Here is a 24584-nt window from a genome sequence, read left to right as displayed (position 1 = left end):
TGAATGATTTTGCGCCTATTGTTAATCGCAACACCTGAATAAACAACGATTTTGCGGCAAATTTTAGCCTCCCCTACCGGATAGCAGGGGAGGCTCATCTTACTCTTCGCTATCGCCCGCCGACGATGCCCGACGCGGCGAATCGATTTCCACACGATCGATTTTCTGCAGTCCGCGCATCAGCGAGCCGCGACGACCGCGTTCACCGGTGACTTTTTGCAGCTCTTCGGGACGCAGTTTAATTTTGCGTTTCCCGACGTGGATAGTCAGCGTGCTCTGCGGCGGCAGCACGAACAAGTGCGCCAGGCCATCCTGACCGGAAGCCGCTTCCGCCGACGGAATATTGATAATCTTATTCCCCTTACCTTTCGACAGCTGCGGTAAGTCGCTGACCGGGAACATCAGCATGCGTCCGGCAGCGGTGATCGCCAGCAGCATGTCTGAATCATCCTCAATCACCAGCGGCGCCATGACGCGCGCGTTATCCGGCAACGTAATCAGCGCCTTGCCTGCGCGGTTGCGCGCCACCAGATCGTTGAAGGTACAGACGAAACCGTAGCCGGCGTCGGAGGCCATCAGCAGCTTGCGATCGTCGCTTTCCATCAGCATATGTTCAATGCTGGCGCCCGGCGGTAGCGTCAGTTTGCCGGTAATCGGCTCACCCTGACCGCGTGCCGACGGCAGCGTAATGGGATCGATGGCGTAGCTACGCCCGGTGGTATCAATAAACACCACCGGCTGGTTGCTCTTGCCTTTCGACGACGCCTTCCAGCTATCGCCGGCTTTATAACTCAGGCCCTGCGCGTCAATATCGTGGCCTTTGGCGCTCCGCACCCAGCCCATTTGCGACAGCACGATGGTCACCGGTTCAGACGGCAGCATGTCATGCTCGCTCATCGCTTTTGCTTCTTCGCGCTCGCGCAGCGGTGAACGACGATCGTCGCCGAAGGTTTCGGCGTCGGCCTGCAGCTCTTTCTTCAGCAGGTTGTTCATCTTCCGTTCAGAGGCCAGAATCGCCTGCAGCTGATCGCGCTCTTTTTCCAGATCGCTCTGCTCGCCGCGGATCTTCATCTCTTCCAGTCGGGCGAGGTGACGCAGTTTCAGCTCAAGGATCGCTTCCGCCTGGGTTTCGCTGATGCCAAAACGCGACATCAGGGCCGGCTTCGGTTCATCCTCGTGGCGGATAATTTCAATCACTTCATCAATGTTGAGGAACGCGACCAGCAAACCTTCGAGGATGTGCAGACGCTTGAGCACTTTCTCCAGCCGGTAGTTCAGACGACGACGCACGGTATCGCGGCGGAAGGTCAGCCATTCCGCGAGGATCTCCAGCAGGTTTTTTACCGCCGGACGATTGTCGAGGCCGATCATGTTCAGGTTGATGCGATAGCTTTTTTCAAGATCGGTGGTCGCAAACAGATGATTCATCACCTGTTCCATATCCACGCGATTCGAACGCGGGACGATCACCAGGCGCGTCGGGTTTTCGTGGTCCGACTCATCGCGCAGATCGTCAACCATCGGCAGCTTTTTGTTGCGCATCTGAGCGGCAATCTGTTCCAGCACGCGGGCGCCGGAAACCTGATGCGGCAACGCCGTAATCACTACCGCGCCGTCCTCTTTTTTCCATACCGCACGCATCCGAACCGAACCGCGACCGTTCTGGTAGATTTTGCGGATCTCCGCGCGTGGAGTAATGATTTCGGCTTCGGTCGGGTAGTCTGGCCCGTGAACGATATCCAGCAGTTCGTCGAGCGAGGTCTGCGGTTTTTCGAGCAGCGTAATGGCAGCCTGCGCCACTTCACGCAGGTTGTGCGGAGGAATATCGGTTGCCATACCGACGGCGATGCCGGTAGTGCCGTTCAGCAGGATATTCGGCAGACGCGCAGGCAGCATTTTCGGCTCCTGCATCGTCCCGTCGAAGTTCGGCACCCAGTCGACGGTTCCCTGCCCCAGTTCGCCCAGCAGCAGTTCCGCATACTTCGACAAACGGGATTCGGTATAACGCATCGCGGCGAAGGATTTAGGATCGTCCGGCGCCCCCCAGTTCCCCTGCCCATCCACCAGCGGGTAGCGGTAGGAGAATGGCTGCGCCATCAGCACCATAGCTTCATAGCATGCGCTATCGCCGTGCGGGTGATATTTACCCAGCACATCACCCACGGTGCGGGCGGACTTTTTGAACTTCGCGCTGGCGTTCAGCCCCAGCTCAGACATCGCGTAAACGATGCGACGCTGGACCGGCTTCAGACCATCGCCAATAAACGGCAACGCCCTGTCCATGATGACGTACATGGAATAGTTCAGGTAAGCATTTTCCGTAAATTCATGCAGCGCAAGGCGCTCTGCCATATCGCTCATTAATCGTGAATCCTCAATCTGCGTACCGACCGTGCGGGCGGCAAAACTACCCGCGATAATACCCGATCTCACGCCCTGAGTCACAGGCCGTGAGATCGGCTGAGGATTCCGCTGGCGCTAATCAGCGTAACGGCAGATAAATATCGGTCTGTAGCTCGTGTTCGCCGACTTCATGCACGAAGTTGAGGTAACGAAAAAACAGCGGAAAATCGCGTGGCGTTTCGCCCGACGTCGGTAGCCAGTCGCGGTAGAGAGACCAGATACTTTGCGCGAGCGTATCCAGCGAGCCGTGATGGCGCGCCACTGCGCATCGCCCGCCCGGAATGGTGCCATTCACCACGCCAAAGGCGTTTTCCGCGATCGGTTCGCTGACCGACCCGCAGATATCAAAACGGAAATCGTCAGCGGGGGTGGCCGCGGGATCGTCCCACGACACGCCCCAGGTCGCGCTGGTGGCGACCGGCGATAACCCGCTCGCCTTGCGCCAGGCGATAAACTGCGCCGCCGTAGCATTGACCAAATCAGGACTGCCGCGGTGGCGCAACATCGCCACCTGCGTCTCAGGGAACTGGACTATTTTAACCACCATCGGATGTTGCTCCTGTAACGTATGTTTCGGAACGCGTCGATGCCACTCCTGCCAGTCCGGCTGTTGACGGAACTGGCTGGGGCTTTGAGCGAACGCGGCACGGAAGGCACGACTGAACGATTCCGGATTCTGAAACCCGGCATCAAGGGCAATATCGATGATTTTATCCTGCGGCCTGAACGCCAGACGCCAGCAGGCGCGGCGCAGACGCAGCCACTGGATATAGCGATATAGCGGTACGCCGCTACAGGCAGTGAATTGCCGGTGAAAGTGATACGGCGAGCTGTGCGCGATCGCGCTCAGCGTCTCCAGCGACAGGGGTTCATCCAGATGACGCTCAATGTATAAACACACGCGCTGAAAACGCCCGGCGTACGCCGGGCTGGTTCTGGTCTCGTTCATCGTCTCCTCCTCCGGACATACTCTGGCAGAGCGAGGATAGCGATTCCTGACCGATCTTGCGCGATGTCGCGCTTACGGGGTGACTTTAGTAATCTGCTTCACATCGATTTCGACCGAGTTCCAGTCTTTGTCGACCTCCCCCTGGATCTCAACGGTGTCCTGCGGTGTGACGGTCAGGCCGTTCCAGCGTTTATGGTCAATATCCACATTCACCGTCCCGGAAGCGTCCTGGAATTTATACAGATCGTCGGAAATCCGCTGCACGATTTTACCGCGCAGGGTCACCCAGGTGTCATCCCGCAAGGATTTGGCGTTTTCCACCGTCGTTACGCTCCCGCTCGGGCCAATAAAACCGCCTTTTTGCGTAGACGTCTGGCTGGTTTGCGTCGCACCCGGTCCGTTAAAACCACCTTGTTCAGCAGCCAGCACCGGCATCGAAATTAAAGCGACGATCGCGGTCATTGCAGCCATTTTCTTCATAAGATGTTCTCCTTGTCTGGTTATATGACCATGATTACATCAGGCAAAACTTAACGACTTCTTAAGCAGAAAAAAGAAATTTTATTACTGTACAGCGCCTGCCGCAACGCGGTTTACTGCGCGTACTCATGACAGCCACAGGAGCGGCCAATGCGCATTTTACTGGTGGAAGACGACAAGCTCATCGGCGATGGCATTAAAGTCGGGCTGACAAAAATGGGCTTCAGCATCGACTGGTTTACCCGCGGCGAAGAGGGCAAAACCGCGCTCTATACGGCGCCCTATGACGCGGCGATCCTCGACCTGACGCTGCCCGGCATCGACGGGCTGGATATCCTGCGCGAATGGCGTAATCAGGGCCGCCACGAGCCGGTACTGATCCTCACGGCCCGCGATGCGCTCAGCCAGCGGGTTGAAGGGCTGCGCCTCGGCGCCGATGACTATCTGTGTAAACCTTTCGCGCTGATTGAAGTTGCCGCCCGTCTGGAGGCCCTGATTCGTCGCACCCACGGCCAGAGCAGCAGCGAGCTGCGCCATGGCCACGTTGCGCTCGATCCCATTGGTCTGACCGTAACGGTGAACGGCGACAACCTGGCGCTGAAGCCAAAAGAGTTCGCCTTGCTGGAGCTGCTGATGCGCAATGCCGGACGTGTGCTGCCGCGCAAGCTCATTGAAGAGAAACTCTATACCTGGGATGACGATGTCTCCAGCAATGCGGTCGAGGTGCACGTTCATCACCTGCGCCGCAAGCTCGGCAGTGAATTTATTCGTACCGTTCACGGTATCGGCTATACCCTCGGTGATGCATGAAACGACTTAGCCTGCGCGTCCGCCTGACGCTCCTGTTTTTCCTGTTGACCAGCGCGGCCTGGGGCATCGCCTGCTTTTTTGCCTGGCAACAAACCACGGAAAAACTGGATAAGCTCTTTGATACCCAACAGCTGCTGTTTGCCCGCCGACTGAGCGCCATGAATTTCGACGAGCTGCATACGCTCACGGCGCCGGTGCGGACAAAAAAGAAGATCAAGCACGGCCACCTCGATGACGACGCGCTGGCGTTCGCGATTTTCACGGCCGACGGCAAGCGCCTGCTTCACGACGGCGAGAATGGTCAGGACATCCCGTGGCAAAATCGTCGGGAAGGCTTCAGCGATGGCTATCTGAATAACGATGATGATGAATGGCGCTTCCTGCAGCTAACCACCGGCGATGGCCGCTACCGTATTGTCGTGGGTCAGGAGTGGGACTACCGGCGGGAAATGGCGCTGGATATCGTCACCTCCCAGCTGACTCCCTGGCTGGTGGCGCTGCCGCTGATGTTCCTGCTGCTGATTGTGCTATTGAGCCGGGAGCTGGCGCCGTTAAAACAGCTGGCCAGAACGCTGCGTCTGCGCGCGCCGGACTCGGCGGAATCGCTTAACGTCGACAAGGTGCCCAGTGAAGTCCGGCCGCTGGTCGATGCCCTGAATCAGCTGTTTGCTCGTACGCATGACACCATGATACGCGAGCGCCGGTTTACCTCCGATGCCGCACACGAGCTGCGCAGCCCGCTTGCAGCCCTGAAAGTGCAGACTGAAGTCGCTCAGCTATCAATGGACGACCCGCAGGGGCGGGAGAAAGCGCTGGCGCAGCTGCATGAAGGAATTGACCGCGCAACCCGGCTGGTAGACCAGCTTTTAACGTTGTCGCGCCTCGATTCTCTGGCGCAGCTTGATGATGTGCATACGATAGCCATCGATGAGCTGCTGCAATCGTCGGTCATGGAGATGTACCACTCTGCGCAGCAGGCGGGCATTGAGCTTCGCCTGCACCTGAACGCAACTCAGGTCATGCAGCCGGGCCAGCCGCTGCTGCTGAGTCTGCTGGTGCGCAATCTGCTGGATAACGCCGTACGTTACAGCCCGCGCGGCAGCCAGGTCGATATCACTCTTGATGCCCGTGAGTTTTCCGTTCGCGATAATGGCCCGGGCGTCAGCCCCGAGGCGCTGGCGCGTATCGGCGAGCGCTTCTATCGCCCTCCCGGCCAGGATGAGCCCGGTAGCGGGCTGGGATTATCTATCGTCCGCCGCATTGCCGCGCTGCACCGGATGACGGTAGACTTCAGCAACGCGCCCGAAGGCGGTTTCGCGGCGCGCGTGCGCTGGTAGCAATTATTGCAATTAACGCAAAAGACTTTGCACATTTTGCTCATTTTACCGCCCCGCCTCGCGGGGTAAAATCAGTGACAAACTCGAAACCTGAAGGGTAAAAAATGAGCAACATCCTGATTATCAACGGCGCGAAGAAATTCGCCCATTCAAACGGCCAGTTGAATGACACCCTGACCGAGGTCGCGGATGGTTATCTGCGCGACGCCGGGCATGATGTTAAAATCGTTCGTGCGGAAAGCGATTACGACGTCCGGCAAGAAGTACAGAATTTCCTCTGGGCCGACGTGGTTATCTGGCAAATGCCGGGCTGGTGGATGGGCGCGCCGTGGACCGTGAAGAAATATATTGATGACGTCTTCACCGAAGGGCATGGCTCGCTGTATGCCAGCGACGGACGCACCCGCTCCGACGCCAGCAAGAAATATGGTTCCGGCGGCTTGATTCAGGGCAAGCAATACATGCTCTCCCTGACCTGGAACGCACCGATGGATGCCTTCACCGATAAGGATCAGTTCTTCCACGGCGTGGGCGTTGACGGTGTTTATCTGCCGTTCCATAAAGCCAACCAGTTCCTCGGCATGACCCCTCTGCCGACCTTTATCGCCAACGACGTCATTAAAATGCCGGATGTTCCACGTGACATAGCAGAATATCGCAAGCATCTGGCGCAGATTTTTGGTTAACTAAAGGTCTACATACAGAAGGAGTTGAGTTAATCATGTTGACAGTGATCGCAGAAATTCGTACACGCCCGGGCCAACATCATCGCCAGGCGGTACTTGATCAGTTTGCAAAACTTGTTCCGGTGGTTTTACAGGAAGAGGGCTGCCACGGCTATGCGCCGCTGGTGGACCACGCTGCCGGCGTGAGTTTCCAGAGCACCTCTCCGGATTCGATCGTCATGGTTGAACAGTGGGAAAGCGTTGCCCATCTTGAAGCGCATCTGCAAACTCCGCATATGAAAGCATACGCTGAAGCGGTGAAAGGCGACGTGCTGGAGACCAGTATCCGTATCCTGCAGTCCGGCATTTAAGCCTGCGCACCCTGCGCACAAAGAAAAAACCAGAAGTGAGTCAGAACTGGCGGAGCGCCAGTTCTGCTTAAACAGCAGGTCAGGCTTCCAGATCCGCCATATCCCCTTTCTCCTGCAGCCAGTTACGACGGTCTTCCGAACGTTTCTTGGCTAACAGCATATCCATCATCGCGGTAGTCTGCTGCTCATCCTCATCACTGATAATCAGCTGAACCAGGCGGCGGGTATTCGGGTCAAGCGTGGTTTCACGCAGCTGCATCGGGTTCATCTCACCCAGCCCTTTAAAGCGCTGTACGTTCGGTTTGCCCTTCTTACGTTTGAGCTGCTCCAGCACGCCGGCTTTCTCTTCTTCCGTCAGCGCGTAGTAAACCTCTTTGCCGAGATCGATACGGTACAAAGGCGGCAGCGCAACGTGGACGTGCCCGTGCTTCACCAGCGTGCGGAAGTGCTTCACAAACAGCGCACACAGCAGCGTGGCAATGTGCAGGCCATCGGAGTCCGCATCCGCGAGGATACAAATCTTGCCGTAGCGGAGCTGACTTAAGTCGTCGCTGTCCGGATCGATACCGATCGCCACCGAAATGTCGTGCACCTCTTGCGAGGCCAGCACTTCATCAGATGAGACTTCCCAGGTATTAAGGATTTTACCCTTCAGCGGCATAATCGCCTGATATTCCCGGTCGCGCGCCTGCTTGGCAGAACCGCCTGCCGAGTCCCCTTCCACCAGAAACAGCTCGGTACGGTTCAGATCCTGGGCGGTACAGTCCGCCAGCTTGCCCGGCAGCGCGGGGCCGCTGGTCAGCTTTTTACGAACCACCTTTTTGGCAGCGCGCATCCGGCGCTGAGCGCTGGAGATGGCCATCTCGGCAAGCAGCTCCGCGGCCTGAACGTTCTGGTTCAACCACAGGCTGAAGGCATCTTTCACCACCCCGGAGACAAACGCCGCGCACTGACGCGAAGAGAGGCGCTCTTTGGTCTGACCGGCAAACTGCGGATCCTGCATTTTCACCGACAGCACGTAGGCACAGCGATCCCAGATATCTTCCGCAGACAGCTTCACGCCGCGCGGCAGGATATTGCGATATTCACAGAACTCGCGCATCGCTTCGAGCAGCCCCTGGCGCAGGCCGTTAACATGGGTACCGCCCTGCATGGTCGGGATCAGGTTAACGTAGCTTTCGGTCAGCAGCTCCCCGCCTTCCGGTAGCCACAGCAGCGCCCAGTCGACCGCTTCGGTTTCGCCGGAGAAGTTGCCGACGAACGGTTTTTCCGGCAGCAGCGGCAGGCCGTTCACCGCTTCGCACAGGTAATCAGTCAGGCCGTCCTGGTAACACCAGCGCTGTTCGCTGTTGTTTACCTGGTCACGGAAGACAATCTCGACCCCGGGGCAAAGCACGGCTTTAGCTTTGAGTACATGCGTCAGACGCGAGACGGAAAAACGCGGACTGTCAAAGAAGCTCTCATCCGGCCAGAAATGCACGCTGGTTCCGGTATTGCGTTTACCGCAGGTACCGGTGACATGAAGATCTTCAACTTTATCGCCGTTCTCGAAGGCGATGCTGTAGATCTGGCCATCGCGGCGGACGTTCACTTCCACACGCTTCGACAGGGCGTTGACCACCGAAATACCCACCCCGTGCAGGCCACCCGAGAACTGGTAGTTCTTGCTGGAGAATTTGCCGCCCGCATGCAGCCGGCACAGGATCAGCTCAACCGCCGGAACCCCTTCTTCCGGGTGGATATCAACCGGCATCCCGCGTCCATCGTCGATCACTTCCAGCGATTGATCGGCATGAAGAATGACCTCCACGCGTTTCGCATGGCCAGCCAGTGCTTCATCCACACTGTTATCAATAACTTCCTGGCCGAGATGGTTAGGACGTGTTGTGTCAGTGTACATCCCCGGACGGCGGCGAACCGGCTCTAGCCCGGTGAGTACCTCAATGGCATCAGCGTTATATGAAGATTGCGTCATGGTGTGTATTCGTAGGTCATCCAGGGCCGCTTAACGCAGACCCAGAAAATCGATAATCTGAGTGAAATGATCTTCAAAGCCGACAAATGCGTGATTGCCGCCCTCCTCTACCGTCTGCCGGCATGAGGCGTAGTAAGCAACGGCCTGGCGGTAATCAAGCACTTCATCGCCCGTTTGCTGCAGCAGCCAGATTAAATCAGGCGCTTCCAGCGGGTCGATTTGCATGACTTTGAGATCGTAAATATGGCGTGACTCTAGCACATATTGCTGCCCCGTGTACGGATTCTCATTGGGGCCAAGGAAATTGTTCAGCAGTTCAAACGGGCGTACCGCCGGGTTAACCACCACCGTCGGCAGCATAAAACACTGCGATAGCCAGGTGGCATAGTAGCCTCCCAGCGAAGACCCCACCACCCCCAGCGGTTCCCCGCCGCGTTCCAGCACAATGGCTTCCAGCATCTCCGCCGCTTCTGCCGGGTAGGCGGGTAGCTCAGGCACCACCATCGTAATCTCGGGAAAGGTCTGCGTCAGCCAGTCCTTCAACGCCGTCGCTTTTGCCGACCGCGGTGAACTGTTAAAACCATGCAGATAAAGGAGCGTAGCCATCAGTATCCTTCTGAAGCAATATCCGGGTGAAACTTCACGCCGTTAAGGCGGCAAACTTCCGTGGTCAAGGTACCGTCGGCGTGCAGTTCCAGCCAGCGCCAGCCGGGAGAAATGGTGTCCAGGGTAAAATTGGCGCAATGCGGCTTAAACTGTACGCAGGTCGAGGGAGTGGCCATCATCCGCCGCCCGTTCCAGTTGAGGTCCAGTTCCTGGTGAATATGGCCGCATAGTAAATGTTTTACGCGCGGGAAAGCGGCCAGCGCACGATCCAGAGCCCCGGCGTTCCGCAGGCTGTGTTGATCCAACCAGCTACAACCCGAAGGGAGCGGATGATGATGCAACAGCAGCAGCGTATAACGCTCAGGCTCTTCCGCCAGCTTCTGCTCCAGCCACTCAAGCTGAAAATCGCTCAGCTCGCCGTGGGGAACGCCAAACACCTGGCTGTCCAACAGCAATATTTGCCAACGATCGCCCAGCAAGACCCTTTTGGCCGGGGAAATACCTGATTCCTGCAGCGTGCTGTACATCGCCGGCTGGAAGTCATGATTGCCTGGCAACCAGACGCAGGGCGCGGCAAAACTCGCGATACCTTCAGCAAAGTGCTGATAGGCCGCGGCTGAATGGTCCTGCGCCAGATCGCCTGTTGCTACTATAAGATCGCATGGACGCTGTGAGGCATGGATGGCATCCAGCACGGCCTGGTAGCTTTCCCAGGTATTGATACCTAACAGCGTTTCATGTTTTTCAGCAAACAGGTGAGTATCAGTAATTTGTAATATCCTGACTCTGGTCTCACCAGCCAGAGGCAGATTCAACAGGCTTTCCAAATGGTGTCCTTAGGTTTCACGACGCTAACAAACCGGAATCGCCATCGCTCCATGTGCTAAACAGTATCTCAGCCAGTCCGCCAGGAACTGATTAATTTGATGCTTTTCGTCGCGTTGATGCAACTTTTTATTAGGATAATCATACTTTGCTTTGAAGCGAAAGATCTGCTGAGTCGAACACACTTCAGCGACCATCGCGTCATGATACAGACGTACCGTCATTGACGGTAAACTCCAGTAACTTACCGCCGGAACCGTCTGCTCAATTGACACTAATGTAGTGTAGCGGGTCGACTCGACGATAGTTAATCGATATTGCGCATTGCCCACCTGATAGCCCGCGACATCGCCGGCTGCATCGGTTCGAGGCAACAAGCGGCGCAACTGAGCAAAATTGGTTTCACACAGGCGCATCATTTCCGGGAAGTCAGGTGTATAACGCTTCATTTTGTCCACTCATTACGTAAATTGTGATAATGCAATTGCAGCCATTGCAAGGCGATGACAGAGGCCGCGTTGTCGATTTTCCCCTCTTCAACCCACTGATAAGCCTGCTCCCGGCTTACCACATGCACCCGGATGTCTTCATTTTCATCCGCCAGACCGTGAATCCCTTTTGCCGTTGTGGCATCGACTTCACCGACCAGAATCGACAGTCTTTCGCTGGTGCCGCCTGGGCTGGCCAGGTAGCTCAAGACCGGTTTTGTCCGCCCGACGACCAGCCCGGCTTCTTCTACCGCTTCGCGGCGGGCAACGTCCTCGGGGGTCTCACCGTCCTCAATCATACCGGCGACCATTTCAAGCAGCCACGGGCTCTCGCTGGTATCATACGCGGCGATGCGGATTTGCTCGACCAGCACCACTTCATCACGTACCGGGTCAAAGGGTAGCAAGACTGCGGCATGCCCGCGCTCAAAAATTTCGCGCGTCACCTCGCCGCTCATTCCACCGTTAAACAGGCGATGGCGAAAACGGTATAAATCCAGCGAAAAAAAACCACGATAAAGCGTTTCGCGTGCAATAATTTCTACATCGTTTTTAGAGAAGGTGATTCCTTGCTGATTGGGCTTGCTCATTGTCTCTGTCCTGCGCATCCGAAAGTAAGGATTTATAAGCCGTTTGGCTATCGTTTTACAGCCTGTATGTTAGATTGGTGCAAATTACCGCCGGATGGCACGTAACGCCAACTTTTTACCGCGGCAGACTCGATACAATCAGCAAATATATTTAGAATTTGGGCAGCGCTTTATGCTTCACAACAAGGAATGCAAATGAAGAAACTTTTCCCCATCCTCATCGGTCTGGGCCTGACTGGCTTCAGCGCCATGAGCCAGGCAGAAAACCTGATGCAGGTTTATCAGCAGGCGCGCGTCAGCAACCCTGACCTGCGTAAATCAGCAGCCGATCGTGATGCTGCATTCGAGAAGATCAATGAAGCACGTAGCCCGTTACTGCCTCAGCTTGGTCTGGGCGCAGATTATACTTACACCAATGGCTATCGCGACAGCAACGGCGTGAACTCGAACGTCACCAGCGGCTCGCTGCAGTTAACGCAGACCCTGTTTGATATGTCGAAGTGGCGCGCCCTGACGCTGCAGGAAAAAGCGGCCGGTATTCAGGATGTCACCTATCAGACTGACCAGCAAACGCTGATTCTGAACACCGCCACGGCTTACTTTAACGTCCTCAGCGCGATTGATACGCTTTCCTATACCGAAGCGCAGAAGCAGGCAATTTACCGCCAGTTGGATCAGACCACACAGCGCTTTAACGTTGGCCTTGTGGCGATCACCGACGTGCAGAACGCCCGTTCACAGTACGATTCAGTACTGGCAAACGAAGTGACCGCACGCAACAACCTCGACAACGCGGTAGAAGCGCTGCGCCAGGTAACCGGCAACTACTATCCGGAGCTGGCATCGCTGAACGTTGACGGCTTTAAAACCAACAAACCGCAGACGGTAAATGCGCTGCTGAAGGAAGCGGAAAACCGCAACCTGTCGCTGCTGCAGGCGCGTCTGAACCAGGACCTCGCCCGCGAACAGATTCGCCAGGCGCAGGACGGCCATCTGCCGACCCTGGATTTAACCGCCTCGACCGGGATCTCAAACACCACCTACAACGGTTCAAAAACCAACGATCCAACGCGCTATGGCGACACTGATGCCGGGCAGAACAAAATTGGCCTGAGCTTCTCGCTGCCGCTGTATCAGGGCGGGATGGTGAACTCGCAGGTGAAACAGGCGCAGTACAACTTCGTTGGCGCCAGCGAACAGCTGGAAAGCTCACATCGCAGCGTAGTTCAGACCGTTCGTTCTTCCTTTAATAACATCAACGCCTCTATCAGCAGCATCAACGCCTACAAACAGGCGGTGGTCTCTGCGCAGAGCTCCCTTGATGCGATGGAAGCCGGCTATTCCGTGGGGACGCGTACCATCGTCGACGTCCTGGATGCCACCACCACTCTGTACAACGCGAAGCAGCAGCTCTCCAGCGCACGTTATAACTACCTGATTAACCAGCTGAACATTAAATCTGCGCTCGGTACTCTGAACGAGCAGGATCTGCTGGCGCTGAACAACACGCTGGGCAAACCGGTCTCGACATCACCAGATAGCGTCGCACCGGAAACCCCGCAGCAGGATGCTAACGCTGATGGCTACAGCAGCAATGCAGCCCCGGCGGCAACACCGGCTTCGACCCGCACCACGAAAACCAGCGGCGCGAATCCTTTCCGCCAGTAATCGTCGTTGCGTCATGGCGCTTCGCTTAACGAATTCCGCTAAGCGAAGCGCTAAACGTAAGGCAACGTAAAGATCCCCTCCTTTCCCTCCCTCTTCGCTTCATTTTCCACCACTCATCCTCTATCCTGAGCGTTAACAAACCGCAATACCACTGGGTCCTGGAAGACAAATATGAAACGGACAAAAAATATCAATCATGCCTCGTTCCGTAAAAGCTGGAGCGCGCGCCATCTGACGCCGGTCGCCCTTGCCGTTACGGCCGTATTTATGCTTGCCGGTTGTGAAAAAACCGACGAGACGGTTTCTCTGTACCAAAACGCCGATGACTGCTCTGCAGCCAACCCGGGCAAAAGCGCAGAATGCACCACCGCTTTCAACAACGCGCAGAAGGAAGCGGTACGTACCGCGCCGAAATACGCCACGCGCGAAGATTGCGTCGCTGAATTCGGCGAAGGCCAGTGCCAGCAAACGCCGGCTCAGGCAGGCGTCGCGCCAGAAAACCAGGCGCAGGCACAAAGCAGCGGCAGCTTCTGGATGCCGTTGATGGCAGGCTACATGATGGGCCGTATGATGGGTGGCGGCATGGGCGCACAGCAGCCGCTGTTCAGCTCGAAAAACCCGGCCAGCCCAGCCTATGGTCAGTACACCGATGCCGGCGGTAAGAGCTACGGCGCCGCACAGCCGGGCCGGACGATGAATGTACCGAAAACAGCGATGGCACCAAAACCCGCCACCACCAGCACCGTCACTCGCGGCGGGTTTGGTGAGTCGGTCGCGAAGCAATCTGCTATGCAGCGCAGCGCTGCAGGCACCAGTTCGACTAAACGCTCAATGGGCGGCTAAATCACATGGAAAGAATCAGCATCACGGAACGCCCGGACTGGCGTGAGAAGGCGACCGAATACGGCTTCAACTTTCATACCATGTATGGCGAGCCGTACTGGAGCGAAGAGGCCTATTACAAACTGACGCTGGCCCAGGTTGAAAAGCTTGAAGAGGTCACCGCCGGGCTACACCAGATGTGCCTGCAGGCAGTGGAAAAAGTCGTCGCCAGCGATGAGCTGATGGCGAAGTTCCGCATTCCGAAACATACCTGGGGCTTCGTGCGCCAGTCGTGGAAAACCAACCAGCCGTCGCTCTACTCGCGTCTCGATCTGGCATGGGACGGCGTGGGCGAACCGAAGCTGCTGGAGAACAACGCCGATACCCCAACCTCGCTGTATGAAGCCGCCTTCTTCCAGTGGATTTGGCTGGAAGATCAGATCAACGCCGGCCAGCTGCCAGCAGGCAGCGACCAGTTCAACAGCCTGCAGGAAAAGCTGATCGAGCGTTTTTCCGAGCTGCGCGAACAGTTTGGCTTCCAGCTGCTGCATATGGCCTGCTGCCGCGATACCGAAGAAGATCGCGGTACCGTGCAGTATCTGCAGGACTGTGCCGCAGAAGCGGGTGTGGCGACCGAGTTTCTGTATATCGAAGATATCGGCCTGGGTGAAAAAGGTCAGTTTACCGACCTGCAGGATCAGGTGATTGGCAACCTGTTCAAGCTCTACCCGTGGGAGTATATGCTGCGCGAGATGTTCTCTACCAAACTGGAAGACGCGGGCGTACGCTGGCTCGAACCGGCGTGGAAGAGCATCATCTCGAACAAAGCTCTGCTTCCGCTGCTGTGGGAGATGTTTCCGAACCACCCTAATCTGCTGGCGGCTTACTTCAGCGAAGATGCGCATCCGGAGATGGAGAAGTACGTCATTAAGCCGATCTTCTCCCGTGAAGGGGCCAACGTGTCGATCGTGGAAAACGGCAAAGTACTGGAAGCGGTAGAGGGTCCATACGGAGAAGAAGGCACTATCGTGCAGGAGTTCTATCCGCTGCCGAAGTTTGGTGACAGCTACACGCTGATCGGCAGCTGGCTCATCAACGATATGCCCGCCGGGATTGGCGTACGCGAGGATCGGGCGCTGATCACCCAGGATCTGTCGCGTTTCTACCCGCACATTTTCGTCGAATAAGATCTGCCCCGGCCGCGCTAACGCCTGCCGGGGTTTTTCCGCTACCTTCTACGCCCCAATCAGCACCGACAGCATGCTCAGCGATCCCATCTCCATCCCTTCCACCGGAATAGTTATCGGCTCTTCACCGTCCCAGGTACCCAGAACGTAGAGCAGCGGCAGGAAGTGATCCGCCGTCGGATTAGAAAGCGATCCGCCCTCATGCGCCAGATAGTTCACCAGCGGATGCTCTGCAACCGGTCCCTTCCAGCTCAGGTTGGTCTTGACGTAGTCATTAAATGATTCCGCCCACGGGTAAGGCGTGCTCTCGCCATGCCAGCGTGCCGTTCTCAGGTTATGCACCACGTTACCGCTCGCCACCAGCATGATACCTTCATCGCGTAGCGCCGCCAGCTTACGTCCCATTTCCATATGCCAGGCTGCCGGTTTGGTGCTGTCGATGCTCAGCTGCACCATCGGGATATCCGCATCGGGGTACATTTTTATCAGCACGCCCCATGAGCCATGATCGAAGCCCCAGGCTTCTTTATCCAGGGTCACGGGCACCGGCGCCAGCAGCTCAACCAGACGCTGCGCCAGTTCAGGAGAACCGGGAGCCGGGTAATGCGTATCGTACAGCGCCTGCGGGAAGCCGCCAAAATCGTGGATCGTCTTCGGCGTTTCCATAGCCGTGACGCCGGTACCGCGAGTAAACCAGTGCGCAGAGACTACAACGATAGCTTTTGGCCGCGGCAATGTTTCGCCCAGCTGCCGCCAGGCGCGGGTATAGACGTTATCTTCCAGCACGTTCATCGGGCTGCCGTGGCCTAAAAACAACGCTGGCATTCGGGTACGGGACATGGTGATATCCTTAAACAGAGGAATTGTGATGCCTCAACATTACGCTTTTTTGCATCAGGATAAACTCAGATAAGCATGATGATGATCGTCAGAAAATTTGAATGTAATTCGCTGTAAAGGGTCGCATCGCCCTCTCGTCGTGAGCTGATAATCTGGATATCATTAATGATAATCATTATCAAAGGAAATGAATAATGTCGTCACCCTTAATATTGACGCTGCTGGCGGGTAGCGCCACATTCATCGGGGCTATTTTTGGCGTCCTGGGTCAGAAGCCATCCAACCGGCTGCTGGGATTTTCCCTGGGCTTTGCCGCGGGTATCATGCTGCTTATCTCGCTGATGGAGATGCTGCCCGCCGCGCTGAACGCGGAGGGCATGTCGCCGCTGCTCGGTTACGGCATGTTTGTCATCGGCCTGCTGGGATACTTTGCGCTTGACCGTATGCTGCCCCACGCGCATCCGCAGGATCTAATGTCGCCGGGTATGCCGCGTCCGCGTAACCTCCGCCGAACCGCCATGTTGTTGACTCTGGGCATCAGCCTGCACAACTTTCCGGAAGGGATCGCCACCTTTGTAACGGCCAGTAATAACCTCGAGCTGGGCATGGGCGTCGCGCTGGCGGTCGCTTTACACAATATTCCCGAGGGGCTGGCGGTGGCCGGGCCGGTTTATGCCGCCACCGGTTCACGGTATAAGGCGGTACTCTGGGCAGGGCTTTCCGGTATGGCGGAAATTCTCGGCGGCCTGCTGGCCTGGCTGATCCTCGGAAGTCTGGTGTCACCGGTCATAATGGGCGCCATTATGGCCGCCGTTGCCGGGATCATGGTGGCGCTGTCGGTCGATGAGCTGATGCCGCTGGCAAAAGAGATCGATCCGCAGAGCAACCCAAGCTATGGCGTACTGTGCGGCATGTCGGTGATGGGATTAAGTCTGGTTGCGCTGCAGGCAATGGGCATTGGCTGATGGCAAAAACAACAAAGCCCACGCTGAGGTGGGCTTTGTCATGAGGCGGGGCCAGAATCAGCTGGCTTTGCGCTCATGTGCGCGGCGATAGGCCACCAGATCTTCAATGGTGACCACGGCCATATTCTGCTTCTGTGCGAACGCAATGCACTCTGGCGCCCGCGCCATAGTGCCATCGTCGTTCGTCAGTTCACACAGCACGCCAGCCGGCTTAAAGCCCGCCAGCGTCACCAGATCGATGGTCGCTTCAGTATGACCACCGCGGGTCAACACGCCGCCCGGCTGCGCACGCAGCGGGAAGACATGGCCTGGACGGTTGAGATCGGAAGGTTTAGCGCCGTCGGCAATGGCCGCGCGCACGGTGGTCACGCGGTCAGCGGCGGAAACGCCGGTGGTGACGCCTGCTGCAGCTTCGATGGTCACGGTAAAACCGGTGCCGTATGCGCTGGTGTTGTTTTCCACCATCATCGGCAGGTCAAGCTGCTTACGGCGTTCATCGGTCAGGCACAGGCAGACAATGCCGCTGCCGTGGCGAATGGTCAGCGCCATCTGCTCAACGGTCATGGTTTCAGCGGCGAAAATCATGTCGCCTTCGTTTTCACGGTCTTCATCATCAAGCACCATCACACCGCGGCCTTCGCGCAGTGCATTTAAAGCGTGTTCCACACGTTCAAAAGCGGTACCAAAAGAGGAAAGGAGCGTCTGATTCATGGTAAATAAACCTCATTAAAATTATGGTTACCAGAATCAGGGCAGTCTTAGGAGCGCCGGTTTAGCGGCAAAAGTCAACGCAAGCGGATCGAAACCCGACTGAGCCGTTACTCTCTCCCATCCGGACTTTAACCGTCGGCCCCGGAATTACACCGGATCTGCTGACCTTTCTGCTGTTGCAGAAAGCGCTCGCGGGCTTTCAACGCCATGGTTGATTTACCGCCGGTGGGGAATTTCGCCCCGCCCTGAGAATAAGCGAGATCACTATAACGCTATTGATTATCATCGGCAATGCATAAGCTTCAAACATTTCTGGTTTATAGGCAGCGTCGATCGCACTACAATGAGCGATAAATCGACCAGAGCAGGAAACCACCATGATTGACCCGAAAAAAATTGAACAAATCGCCCGCCAGGTCCATGAATCGATGCCGAAAGGCCTTCGCGATCTTGGGGAAGATGTCGAGAAAAAGATCCGTCAGGTACTCCAGTCACAGCTGACCCGCCTGGATTTGGTCAGTCGCGAAGAGTTTGATGTGCAGACGCAGGTGCTGCTGCGCACCCGCGAAAAACTGGCGCTGCTGGAGCAGCGAATCAGCGATCTGGAAAGCCGCGCGGCCGCCCCGACCGTCGAAGAGAAGCAGTAAAAAATAACGGGCCCTCAGGCCCGTTGTTGTTTCAGTGTTCTAGCTCTGGTTCCGACGCTGCCTCTTCACTCACCTGACGGCAGTAGAGCTCATACCGTTGGCAAAACCATTCACGATGATCTTCATCCATATTGCCGACTATAGCCTGGAGATCAACGGAGTGTCCTTGTGCATGCATTCTGGCGAAACTCAGGGCCAGAAAATCAAAGTTCTTCATTGAATACAGTTCGTGATGATTCATCCGCATACTCCTTCAGCCGTGTGTGTTCTGATTGGTCATATGCTTTCTACTGACTTCAGTATTTATACTTACGCTAACGCTTTCTGTACGAAAAATGCGCTCAAATCGCCTGTTTATTGCGCTGAATCATCTCTGTCATCAATAAATAAAAAAAAGCCGGCGATCTGACGATCGTCGGCTATTTTTGTCGGACGTTATCCGGGTTTCTTCGGCCTCGCGATACGCAACCCGCTCCCCCAGGACGCCCGCCCGGCGCGACAAATTACTTACCGCTGTCTTTCTGGATCTTCTTAATGATGTTGGTCGTAGAGCAACCATCTTCAAAGTTCAGCACCAGAACGTCGCCGCCGTTCGCCCAGACTTCCTCGCTACCCGCGATATCTTCCGGCTTATAGTCGCCGCCTTTGACCAGCAGGTCCGGCAGAATGCCGGCAATCAGGCGCTGCGGCGTATCCTCTTCAAATGAGACGACCCAGTCGACGGCTTCCAGCGCGCCGAGCACGATCATACGCTGCTCCAGCGGGTTAACCGGACGAGACTCGCCTTTCAGACGTTTGGTCGACGCATCGCTGTTGACCGCAACGATCAGGCGATCGCCGAGCTTGCGCGCATTAGCCAGATAAGAGACGTGGCCCGCGTGCAGAATGTCAAACACGCCGTTGGTCATCACCACTTTCTCGCCGCGCTTACGCGCCGCCGCAACGGCCTGTTTCAGTTCATCTTCGTTCATCACGCCGAACCCGGTCTCCGCGCGCCCGCGCACGGCGTTTTCCAGCTCGATAGGTGAAACGGTGGATGTCCCCAGCTTGCCGACCACGACGCCGGCCGCCGCGTTGGCAAAGTAGCACGCCTCTTCCAGAGTGTTGCCGGAGGCCAGCGTCGCCGCCAGCACGCCAATGACCGTATCGCCGGCACCGGTGACGTCATACACTTCTTGCGCCTGAGTCGGCATATGCAGCGGCGGACGGCCCGGCTGCAACAGCGTCATCCCCTGCTCGGAACGAGTCACCAGCAGCGCAGAGAGTTCGAAATCCGCAATAATTTTCAGGCCGCGTTCGACAATATCCGCTTCGTCTTTGCACTTGCCCGCTACGGCTTCAAATTCGGAGAGGTTCGGCGTCAGCAGCGTGGCGCCGCGATAGCGTTCAAAATCGGTGCCTTTCGGATCGATCAGCACCGGTACGCCGGCATCGCGCGCCAGCTTAATCATGGTCTGCACGCTGGCCAGCGCGCCTTTTGCATAATCGGACAATACCAGCGCCCCGATGGTACCCAGCGCCTGCTGAATGCGGTCGTGCATGGGCTGCGGATCGACGCCGGAGAATCCCTCTTCGAAATCCAGGCGGATCAGCTGCTGGTTGCGCGACAGCACGCGCAGCTTGGTGATAGTCGGGTGAGTCGGCACGGAGACAAAATCGCACTTCACGTTGACATCCGCCAGCGCCTTACTGAGCGCACGCGCTGCGTCATCAATCCCGGTCAGGCCAACCAGGCGAGAGGTCGCACCGAGAGAGGCGATGTTCATCGCCACGTTTGCCGCACCGCCGGGACGCTCTTCGATATTTTCCACCTTGACCACCGGTACCGGGGCTTCGGGGGAAATACGGCTGGTGGGACCATACCAGTAGCGGTCCAGCATGACATCGCCAACCACCAACACTCCTGCACGTTCAAACTCCGGCAGCGTTACTTTCATGACTCTCTCCTGCGAGATACAAACTTTGCGCGCGATAATAGCACACCCGGTTTTTTAGTTAAGCCATCAACCACTTCTGCCAGCTGGCGCTCACCTGCTGACGTTCATGGGTAAAGGCGTCCGGGGCGACGTTCCCCGGCTGTTCCTGCAACGCCAGATGATGCAGCGCATCGCGCAGCGTGGTGTACGCATGGGTCAACGCCTGCGCTTCTTCATCATCCATAATGTCGTTTTGCGCCAGCAGTTCCAGAATACGCACGTTATCAGACCAGCGCGTCAGCTTCGGTTTATCGTGCGCATAGCGTAGGACCAGATACTGGGTAATAAATTCAATGTCGGTAATGCCCCCGGCATCGGCTTTAATATCAAAGCGATCCCGATGCTTATTGCCGAGATGAGCGCGCATTTTCTCCCGCATTTCCCGCACTTCGGTCTGCAGCGTCGCCCCTTCACGCGGCGTGCTGAGGATATCGCGTCGGATGGTATCAAAACGCTCCTGCAGCGCCGGATCGCCATAGACTACGCGGGCACGCACCAGGGCCTGATGTTCCCAGGTCCAGGCCTCATTCTTCTGGTAGTCGGCAAACGCATCGGCAGTGGTGACCAGCATACCCGCCGCACCAGACGGACGTAAGCGAGCATCCACTTCGTAGAGAATCCCTGAAGAGGTGCGGGTGCTGAAGAGGTGCATAATGCGCTGGGCCAGGCGCAGATAGAACTGGCGACCGTCGATTTCGCGCTCCCCGTCGGTCATCACCTCCATCGGACAATCATGCAGGAACACCAGGTCAAGGTCAGAACTGTAGCCCAGCTCCCAGCCCCCCAGTTTCCCGTAACCGACGACCGCAAAACCACGCCCCTGGCGGTCATGCAGGTGCGTCGGCTGGCCATAACGCGCCACCATCTGCATCCACGCCTGCTGGACCACCGCATCAATCATCGCTTCGGCCAGCCAGGTTAAGTGATCGCTCACTTTCATTACCGGCAGCGTACCGGCAATATCGGCGGCGGCAATATGCAGCAGCTGCGCCTGCTTAAACTGGCGCAGCGCCTCCAGCTGCTGCTCTTCGTCCTCTTCCGGCACCCGCAGCAGATACTGACGTAGCTCATCGCGATAGGCATCGGTCGCCGTCGGTTGATACAGCGTATTGGGATCCAGCAGTTCATCCAGCAGCAGCGGATGGCGCGCCAGCTGACTGGCAACCATCGGCGAAGCGGCGCAGAGGCTAATCAGATGTTTCAACGCACCGGGAAACTCGCTGAGCAATTCCAGGTAAGTGGTTCGGGTGACGATACCGGTCAACAGCGGCGTAATCCGCGCCAACGGCACCGGCGCATCGGCACGCGAACACACTTCGCTGAGCAGATGCGGCATCAGCTGATCCAGCACCTGGCGCCCGCGCGGGCCGATAGTGCGTTTATCCAGCTCTTTACGAAAATCGGCAATCAGCGCCAGCACACTGCGACGGTCGTCATCCGCAAGATGGGCCAGCGCCGGGCTGGCGTCATCCTCTTCCAGCGCATCCTGCCACAACTCACGCCAGTACTCCTCCAGCTGCTCATCCGGTGATTGCGCTTCATCATCGCCAATCAGGTCGTTGAACACTCGCCGTACGCTGGCCATTTTCTCTTCCAGCTGCGCGGTCAGCGTTTCCCAGTCATCAACATGCATCCCCCACGCCAGGCGAGCGCGATTAAGCGCATCCTGCGGTAAAGTTTGCGTCTGCTCGTCATTGATGCTTTGCAGCAGGTTTTCCAGGCGACGTAAGAACAGGTAGGCATCACGCAACCGGGCAGCATCGCCTTCCGGCAGCAGGTGCAGCTCATCGATCGCCGCCAGCGTCGGAAGCAGCGCCCGCAGCTGGAGCGCCGGTTCGCGTCCTCCGCGGATCAGCTGGAAGACCTGTACGATAAATTCGATTTCGCGGATACCGCCCGCACCGAGCTTGATATTGTCCTTCAGCCCGCGACGACGAACTTCACGGGCAATCATCCCCTTCATATTACGCAGCGACTGGATCACGCTGAAGTCGATGTAGCGACGGAAGACGAAGGGCCGCAGCATGGCGCGCAGTTCGTTGGCATAGGTGCCTTCGTTATCGCCCATGATCCGCGCTTTGACCATCGCGTAGCGCTCCCAGTCGCGCCCTTGTTCCTGATAGTAATCTTCCAGCGCGGCAAAGCTCAGCACCAGCGGCCCGCTGTCGCCGAAGGGGCGCAGGCGCATATCAACGCGATAAACAAAGCCATCCTGCGTCGGCTGGTCGAGGACTTTAATCAGCCGCTGCCCGAGGCGGGTAAAGAACTGCCCGTTATCCAGCTCGCGGCGTCCGCCGCGGGTTGCGCCATGTTCAGGCCAGGCAAAAATCAGATCGATGTCCGACGAGAAATTGAGTTCGCCTCCGCCCAGTTTCCCCATCCCGAGGATCAGCAGCGGCTGCGCTTTACCTTCGGCACTGGTAGGGGTTCCCCATTCGTTACAGCAGGCGGTGTAAAGCCAGTCGCGGGCGGCGACAATCAGCGTCTCCGCCAGCGCGCTTAGCTGCTGCAAACTGCTCTCTTCACTGACCAGCGACAGCGCTTGTGCCCAGGCGATGCGCACCATGATCCGGCGGCGAAACAGGCGCAGCTCACGCATCAGCGTCGCTTCGTCGTTGACACCGGCCAGGGCGGCCTGTAGCCAGTCGGCATAGTGACGCCACTCCTGCGCCTCGGGGGGCGAGTTTTCAAGCTCGGTCAGCCACTGCGGCTGCGCCACCAGACTCTGCTGGACGAAATCGCTGAACGCCATCACCGACTGCGCCTGCGGACTTAACGTGGATAATGGAAAATCCGCCGGCAGTCGGTCTACAACCGTCTGCCAGTGCTGCTGTAACTGTGAAGAAAGCGGCATTATAGGGGTCTCCCTGGCCTGAAATTATCGTTTTCCACTATGCAGCCAGAATGGCTCCGCGGCCAGCGCCTGGCGGCGGAAATATTCAATGACGCTGCGATCTTTGTGCTCAATAGCGCGACGGACTTCCAGCCAGTTCTCCAGCCAGGAGGCCGCAGCATCGGCATAGGCGCCGGCGAGCAGCTGAATGCAGTCTATGTCGCGGGCCAGACGCGGCAGCTGGCCGTCGTAATCGTCCCCCAGCGTCTGCTGGAACGCATTTTTTAACTCCGCCGCCGCCCGCGAAAGCTGGATATCGGCGAAACGTTTAAAAGAGCCGGCGATCTTCTTCTGCGCGTTCTCATTTAAAAAGGCGCGCCAGCTACGGCTCACCAGCCATTCGGTCAACGCGAGCTTCGCGCTGACTGCGGCAATGCTGAACAGCGCCGCCGGATCCTTTCCAGCCTCCGTCAGGGCAGCTTCCGCTTCCCCAAGCTGTTCGCGCAGCTGCGCGGTGGCCTTACGCGGCACGATACCGCCAAACAGCACCAGCGCATGACGTATCCGGGCGATGGCGCGAAGGATTTCCCCTTTTGCCATCGGATTACCGCGGCTCCAGACCTCGTCATGATAGAGCCAGTGCGCCAGCGCGTTTTCCAGCGACGCCTCCAGACCCTGCTCTACGCTGGCTTTTGGCGCCACCTGCAGAACGCCGAATGGCTGCACCGGGCGCGCATCGTTCCCATGGGCAAGATGGTAGCCGCGCGCCGCTTTGCTGAGACTTCCCTGGCGCAGCACGCCGGTTTCCAGCAGACGACGGGCGAGCGCCAGCACATCCTCCGTCTTACCAGAGAGCAGTTCCAGCTCCAGCTCGCAAATCGCCTCCTGATGCTCGGGGGTTTTCACCTCCCCGCGATCGAGCGCAATTTCAATCTGGCTCTCCCCTTCGCTGACCACCCATTTTTCACGTTCAAAATCGGTACTGAACAGCGGCTGTACGTTTTGCGCCAGATCCGCGGGCAGTTCGCCCTGCGGCCAGACTTCGGCAGGCAGGCGTTCCAGCGCCAGTTCCGGGCTTGCCAGCGGGATGTTGAATTCCGGACGCTGATGCAACCCACCCACCACGCGCCCGGCGATTTTCAGGGTCATTTCATACTGACCGCGATCGCCACGGATGCGCAGTCCCATATCGTGACGGCGCAGCCAGTTATCCGCCGTTTCATAGTAAATATTGAGCAATTGACCCGCAGGCGTGTGCTGGGCATTAAGCGCGTTAAGGTGCTGGCGCAGTGTTTCCACGCCGCTGTCGGAGACGATAAATTTTAATTCGATTTCTTGAGCCATGACTGAATTCTTCCGCTTCTTTGCGCTGCCGGGAAAATACGGCGAACTATCGCCGATATTTTTTGTCAGTAGATAGTATTTTGCGGCGATTC

23 protein-coding genes and 1 riboswitch are annotated in these 24584 nt (G+C 57.3%); of the genes, 9 read left to right on the top strand and 14 right to left on the bottom strand.

Annotated features, from left to right (window positions below):
* Positions 1–99: 99 nt before the first annotated feature.
* The 3 genes from parC to Q1L34_RS03415 form a co-directional block, all read right to left on the bottom strand.
* Positions 100–2361, bottom strand: coding sequence for a DNA topoisomerase IV subunit A (gene parC, locus Q1L34_RS03425; RefSeq protein WP_327204356.1), 2262 nt, complete (start codon positions 2359–2361; stop codon positions 100–102).
* Positions 2362–2482: 121 nt separating this feature from the next.
* Positions 2483–3352 (bottom strand): AraC family transcriptional regulator, encoded by an 870-nt coding sequence (locus tag Q1L34_RS03420; RefSeq protein ID WP_004867747.1) that lies wholly within the window; start codon positions 3350–3352, stop codon positions 2483–2485.
* 72 nt (positions 3353–3424) lie between these two features.
* Entirely contained in the window at positions 3425–3832 is a 408-nt protein-coding gene (locus tag Q1L34_RS03415) for a YgiW/YdeI family stress tolerance OB fold protein (protein WP_004867749.1), read from the bottom strand.
* Between the two features lie 150 nt (positions 3833–3982).
* Between Q1L34_RS03415 and qseB the strand changes: the two genes are divergently transcribed.
* From qseB to Q1L34_RS03395, 4 genes are all read left to right on the top strand, one after another.
* On the top strand, positions 3983–4642 hold the full coding sequence (gene qseB, locus Q1L34_RS03410; protein ID WP_044347910.1) for a quorum sensing response regulator transcription factor QseB: 660 nt from the start codon (positions 3983–3985) through the stop codon (positions 4640–4642).
* The gene (gene qseC, locus Q1L34_RS03405) at positions 4639–5979 is read left to right on the top strand and encodes a quorum sensing histidine kinase QseC (protein WP_004867753.1); all 1341 of its coding nucleotides are present in this window, start codon (positions 4639–4641) and stop codon (positions 5977–5979) included. The genes qseB and qseC overlap by 4 nt, the downstream gene beginning before the upstream one ends.
* Before the next feature lie 104 nt (positions 5980–6083).
* Positions 6084–6665 carry an NAD(P)H-dependent oxidoreductase gene (locus Q1L34_RS03400; protein ID WP_004867755.1) on the top strand — a complete coding sequence of 194 codons (582 nt, stop codon included), beginning with the start codon at positions 6084–6086 and terminating at the stop codon, positions 6663–6665.
* A 35-nt stretch (positions 6666–6700) separates the two neighbouring features.
* Complete coding sequence (locus Q1L34_RS03395; RefSeq protein WP_004867760.1) at positions 6701–7015, top strand: putative quinol monooxygenase; 315 nt, start codon at positions 6701–6703, stop codon at positions 7013–7015.
* Positions 7016–7094: 79 nt separating this feature from the next.
* On the opposite strand, the gene parE is transcribed toward Q1L34_RS03395, so the two are convergent.
* Genes parE through nudF form a run of 5 tightly spaced genes read right to left on the bottom strand, consistent with a single transcriptional unit; the run spans position 7095 to position 11499 of the window.
* The gene (gene parE, locus Q1L34_RS03390; RefSeq protein ID WP_004867763.1) at positions 7095–8990 is read right to left on the bottom strand and encodes a DNA topoisomerase IV subunit B; all 1896 of its coding nucleotides are present in this window, start codon (positions 8988–8990) and stop codon (positions 7095–7097) included.
* Between the two features lie 30 nt (positions 8991–9020).
* Positions 9021–9596: an esterase YqiA gene (gene yqiA / locus Q1L34_RS03385; RefSeq protein WP_004867764.1), complete on the bottom strand. Its 576-nt coding sequence runs from the start codon at positions 9594–9596 to the stop codon at positions 9021–9023.
* Positions 9596–10423, bottom strand: a complete 828-nt coding sequence (gene cpdA, locus Q1L34_RS03380) for a 3',5'-cyclic-AMP phosphodiesterase (RefSeq protein WP_004867768.1) — start codon at positions 10421–10423, stop codon at positions 9596–9598. Before cpdA ends, yqiA begins: the two co-directional genes overlap by 1 nt.
* A 24-nt stretch (positions 10424–10447) precedes the next feature.
* Positions 10448–10870, bottom strand: coding sequence for a DUF1249 family protein (locus Q1L34_RS03375; protein WP_004867771.1), 423 nt, complete (start codon positions 10868–10870; stop codon positions 10448–10450).
* Positions 10867–11499 carry an ADP-ribose diphosphatase gene (gene nudF, locus Q1L34_RS03370; RefSeq protein ID WP_004867773.1) on the bottom strand — a complete coding sequence of 211 codons (633 nt, stop codon included), beginning with the start codon at positions 11497–11499 and terminating at the stop codon, positions 10867–10869. Before nudF ends, Q1L34_RS03375 begins: the two co-directional genes overlap by 4 nt.
* A 195-nt stretch (positions 11500–11694) precedes the next feature.
* On the opposite strand from nudF, the gene tolC reads away from it, so the two are divergent.
* The 3 genes from tolC (at position 11695) to Q1L34_RS03355 (ending at position 15176) form a co-directional block, all read left to right on the top strand.
* Entirely contained in the window at positions 11695–13167 is a 1473-nt protein-coding gene (gene tolC / locus Q1L34_RS03365; RefSeq protein ID WP_004867776.1) for an outer membrane channel protein TolC, read from the top strand.
* Between the two features lie 171 nt (positions 13168–13338).
* Positions 13339–14010 carry a DUF1190 family protein gene (locus tag Q1L34_RS03360; protein ID WP_004867777.1) on the top strand — a complete coding sequence of 224 codons (672 nt, stop codon included), beginning with the start codon at positions 13339–13341 and terminating at the stop codon, positions 14008–14010.
* Between the two features lie 5 nt (positions 14011–14015).
* A complete protein-coding gene (locus tag Q1L34_RS03355) occupies positions 14016–15176 on the top strand; it encodes a glutathionylspermidine synthase family protein (protein ID WP_004867780.1) in 1161 nt (386 codons plus the stop codon).
* Between the two features lie 48 nt (positions 15177–15224).
* On the opposite strand, the gene ygiD is transcribed toward Q1L34_RS03355, so the two are convergent.
* Positions 15225–16016 (bottom strand): 4,5-DOPA-extradiol-dioxygenase, encoded by a 792-nt coding sequence (gene ygiD, locus Q1L34_RS03350; RefSeq protein ID WP_004867783.1) that lies wholly within the window; start codon positions 16014–16016, stop codon positions 15225–15227.
* Positions 16017–16210: 194 nt separating this feature from the next.
* On the opposite strand from ygiD, the gene zupT reads away from it, so the two are divergent.
* A complete protein-coding gene (gene zupT / locus Q1L34_RS03345) occupies positions 16211–16981 on the top strand; it encodes a zinc transporter ZupT (RefSeq protein ID WP_032718261.1) in 771 nt (256 codons plus the stop codon).
* Positions 16982–17038: 57 nt separating this feature from the next.
* Here the strand turns inward: zupT and ribB are convergent, their stop codons facing one another.
* On the bottom strand, positions 17039–17692 hold the full coding sequence (ribB, locus tag Q1L34_RS03340) for a 3,4-dihydroxy-2-butanone-4-phosphate synthase (RefSeq protein WP_004867787.1): 654 nt from the start codon (positions 17690–17692) through the stop codon (positions 17039–17041).
* 105 nt (positions 17693–17797) lie between these two features.
* Positions 17798–17949, bottom strand: a riboswitch (FMN riboswitch).
* 120 nt (positions 17950–18069) lie between these two features.
* Here ribB and ubiK point away from each other — a divergent pair.
* Positions 18070–18339 (top strand): ubiquinone biosynthesis accessory factor UbiK, encoded by a 270-nt coding sequence (gene ubiK / locus Q1L34_RS03335; protein WP_004867791.1) that lies wholly within the window; start codon positions 18070–18072, stop codon positions 18337–18339.
* Between the two features lie 31 nt (positions 18340–18370).
* On the opposite strand, the gene glgS is transcribed toward ubiK, so the two are convergent.
* The 4 genes from glgS to Q1L34_RS03315 form a co-directional block, all read right to left on the bottom strand.
* Positions 18371–18580: a cell surface composition regulator GlgS gene (glgS, locus tag Q1L34_RS03330; protein WP_004867793.1), complete on the bottom strand. Its 210-nt coding sequence runs from the start codon at positions 18578–18580 to the stop codon at positions 18371–18373.
* Positions 18581–18842: 262 nt separating this feature from the next.
* On the bottom strand, positions 18843–20276 hold the full coding sequence (gene hldE, locus Q1L34_RS03325) for a bifunctional D-glycero-beta-D-manno-heptose-7-phosphate kinase/D-glycero-beta-D-manno-heptose 1-phosphate adenylyltransferase HldE (protein ID WP_015585701.1): 1434 nt from the start codon (positions 20274–20276) through the stop codon (positions 18843–18845).
* Between the two features lie 58 nt (positions 20277–20334).
* The gene (gene glnE, locus Q1L34_RS03320; protein WP_160873386.1) at positions 20335–23172 is read right to left on the bottom strand and encodes a bifunctional [glutamate--ammonia ligase]-adenylyl-L-tyrosine phosphorylase/[glutamate--ammonia-ligase] adenylyltransferase; all 2838 of its coding nucleotides are present in this window, start codon (positions 23170–23172) and stop codon (positions 20335–20337) included.
* Between the two features lie 21 nt (positions 23173–23193).
* Complete coding sequence (locus Q1L34_RS03315; RefSeq protein WP_136342677.1) at positions 23194–24492, bottom strand: CYTH domain-containing protein; 1299 nt, start codon at positions 24490–24492, stop codon at positions 23194–23196.
* Positions 24493–24584: the final 92 nt, after the last annotated feature.

Origin of the sequence: Klebsiella ornithinolytica, from assembly GCF_030505655.1 — a bacterium.
GTDB lineage: Bacteria > Pseudomonadota > Gammaproteobacteria > Enterobacterales > Enterobacteriaceae > Klebsiella > Klebsiella ornithinolytica.
The sequence above is the reverse complement of the archived record's forward strand: the minus strand, read 5'-3'. Positions and strand labels throughout refer to the sequence as shown.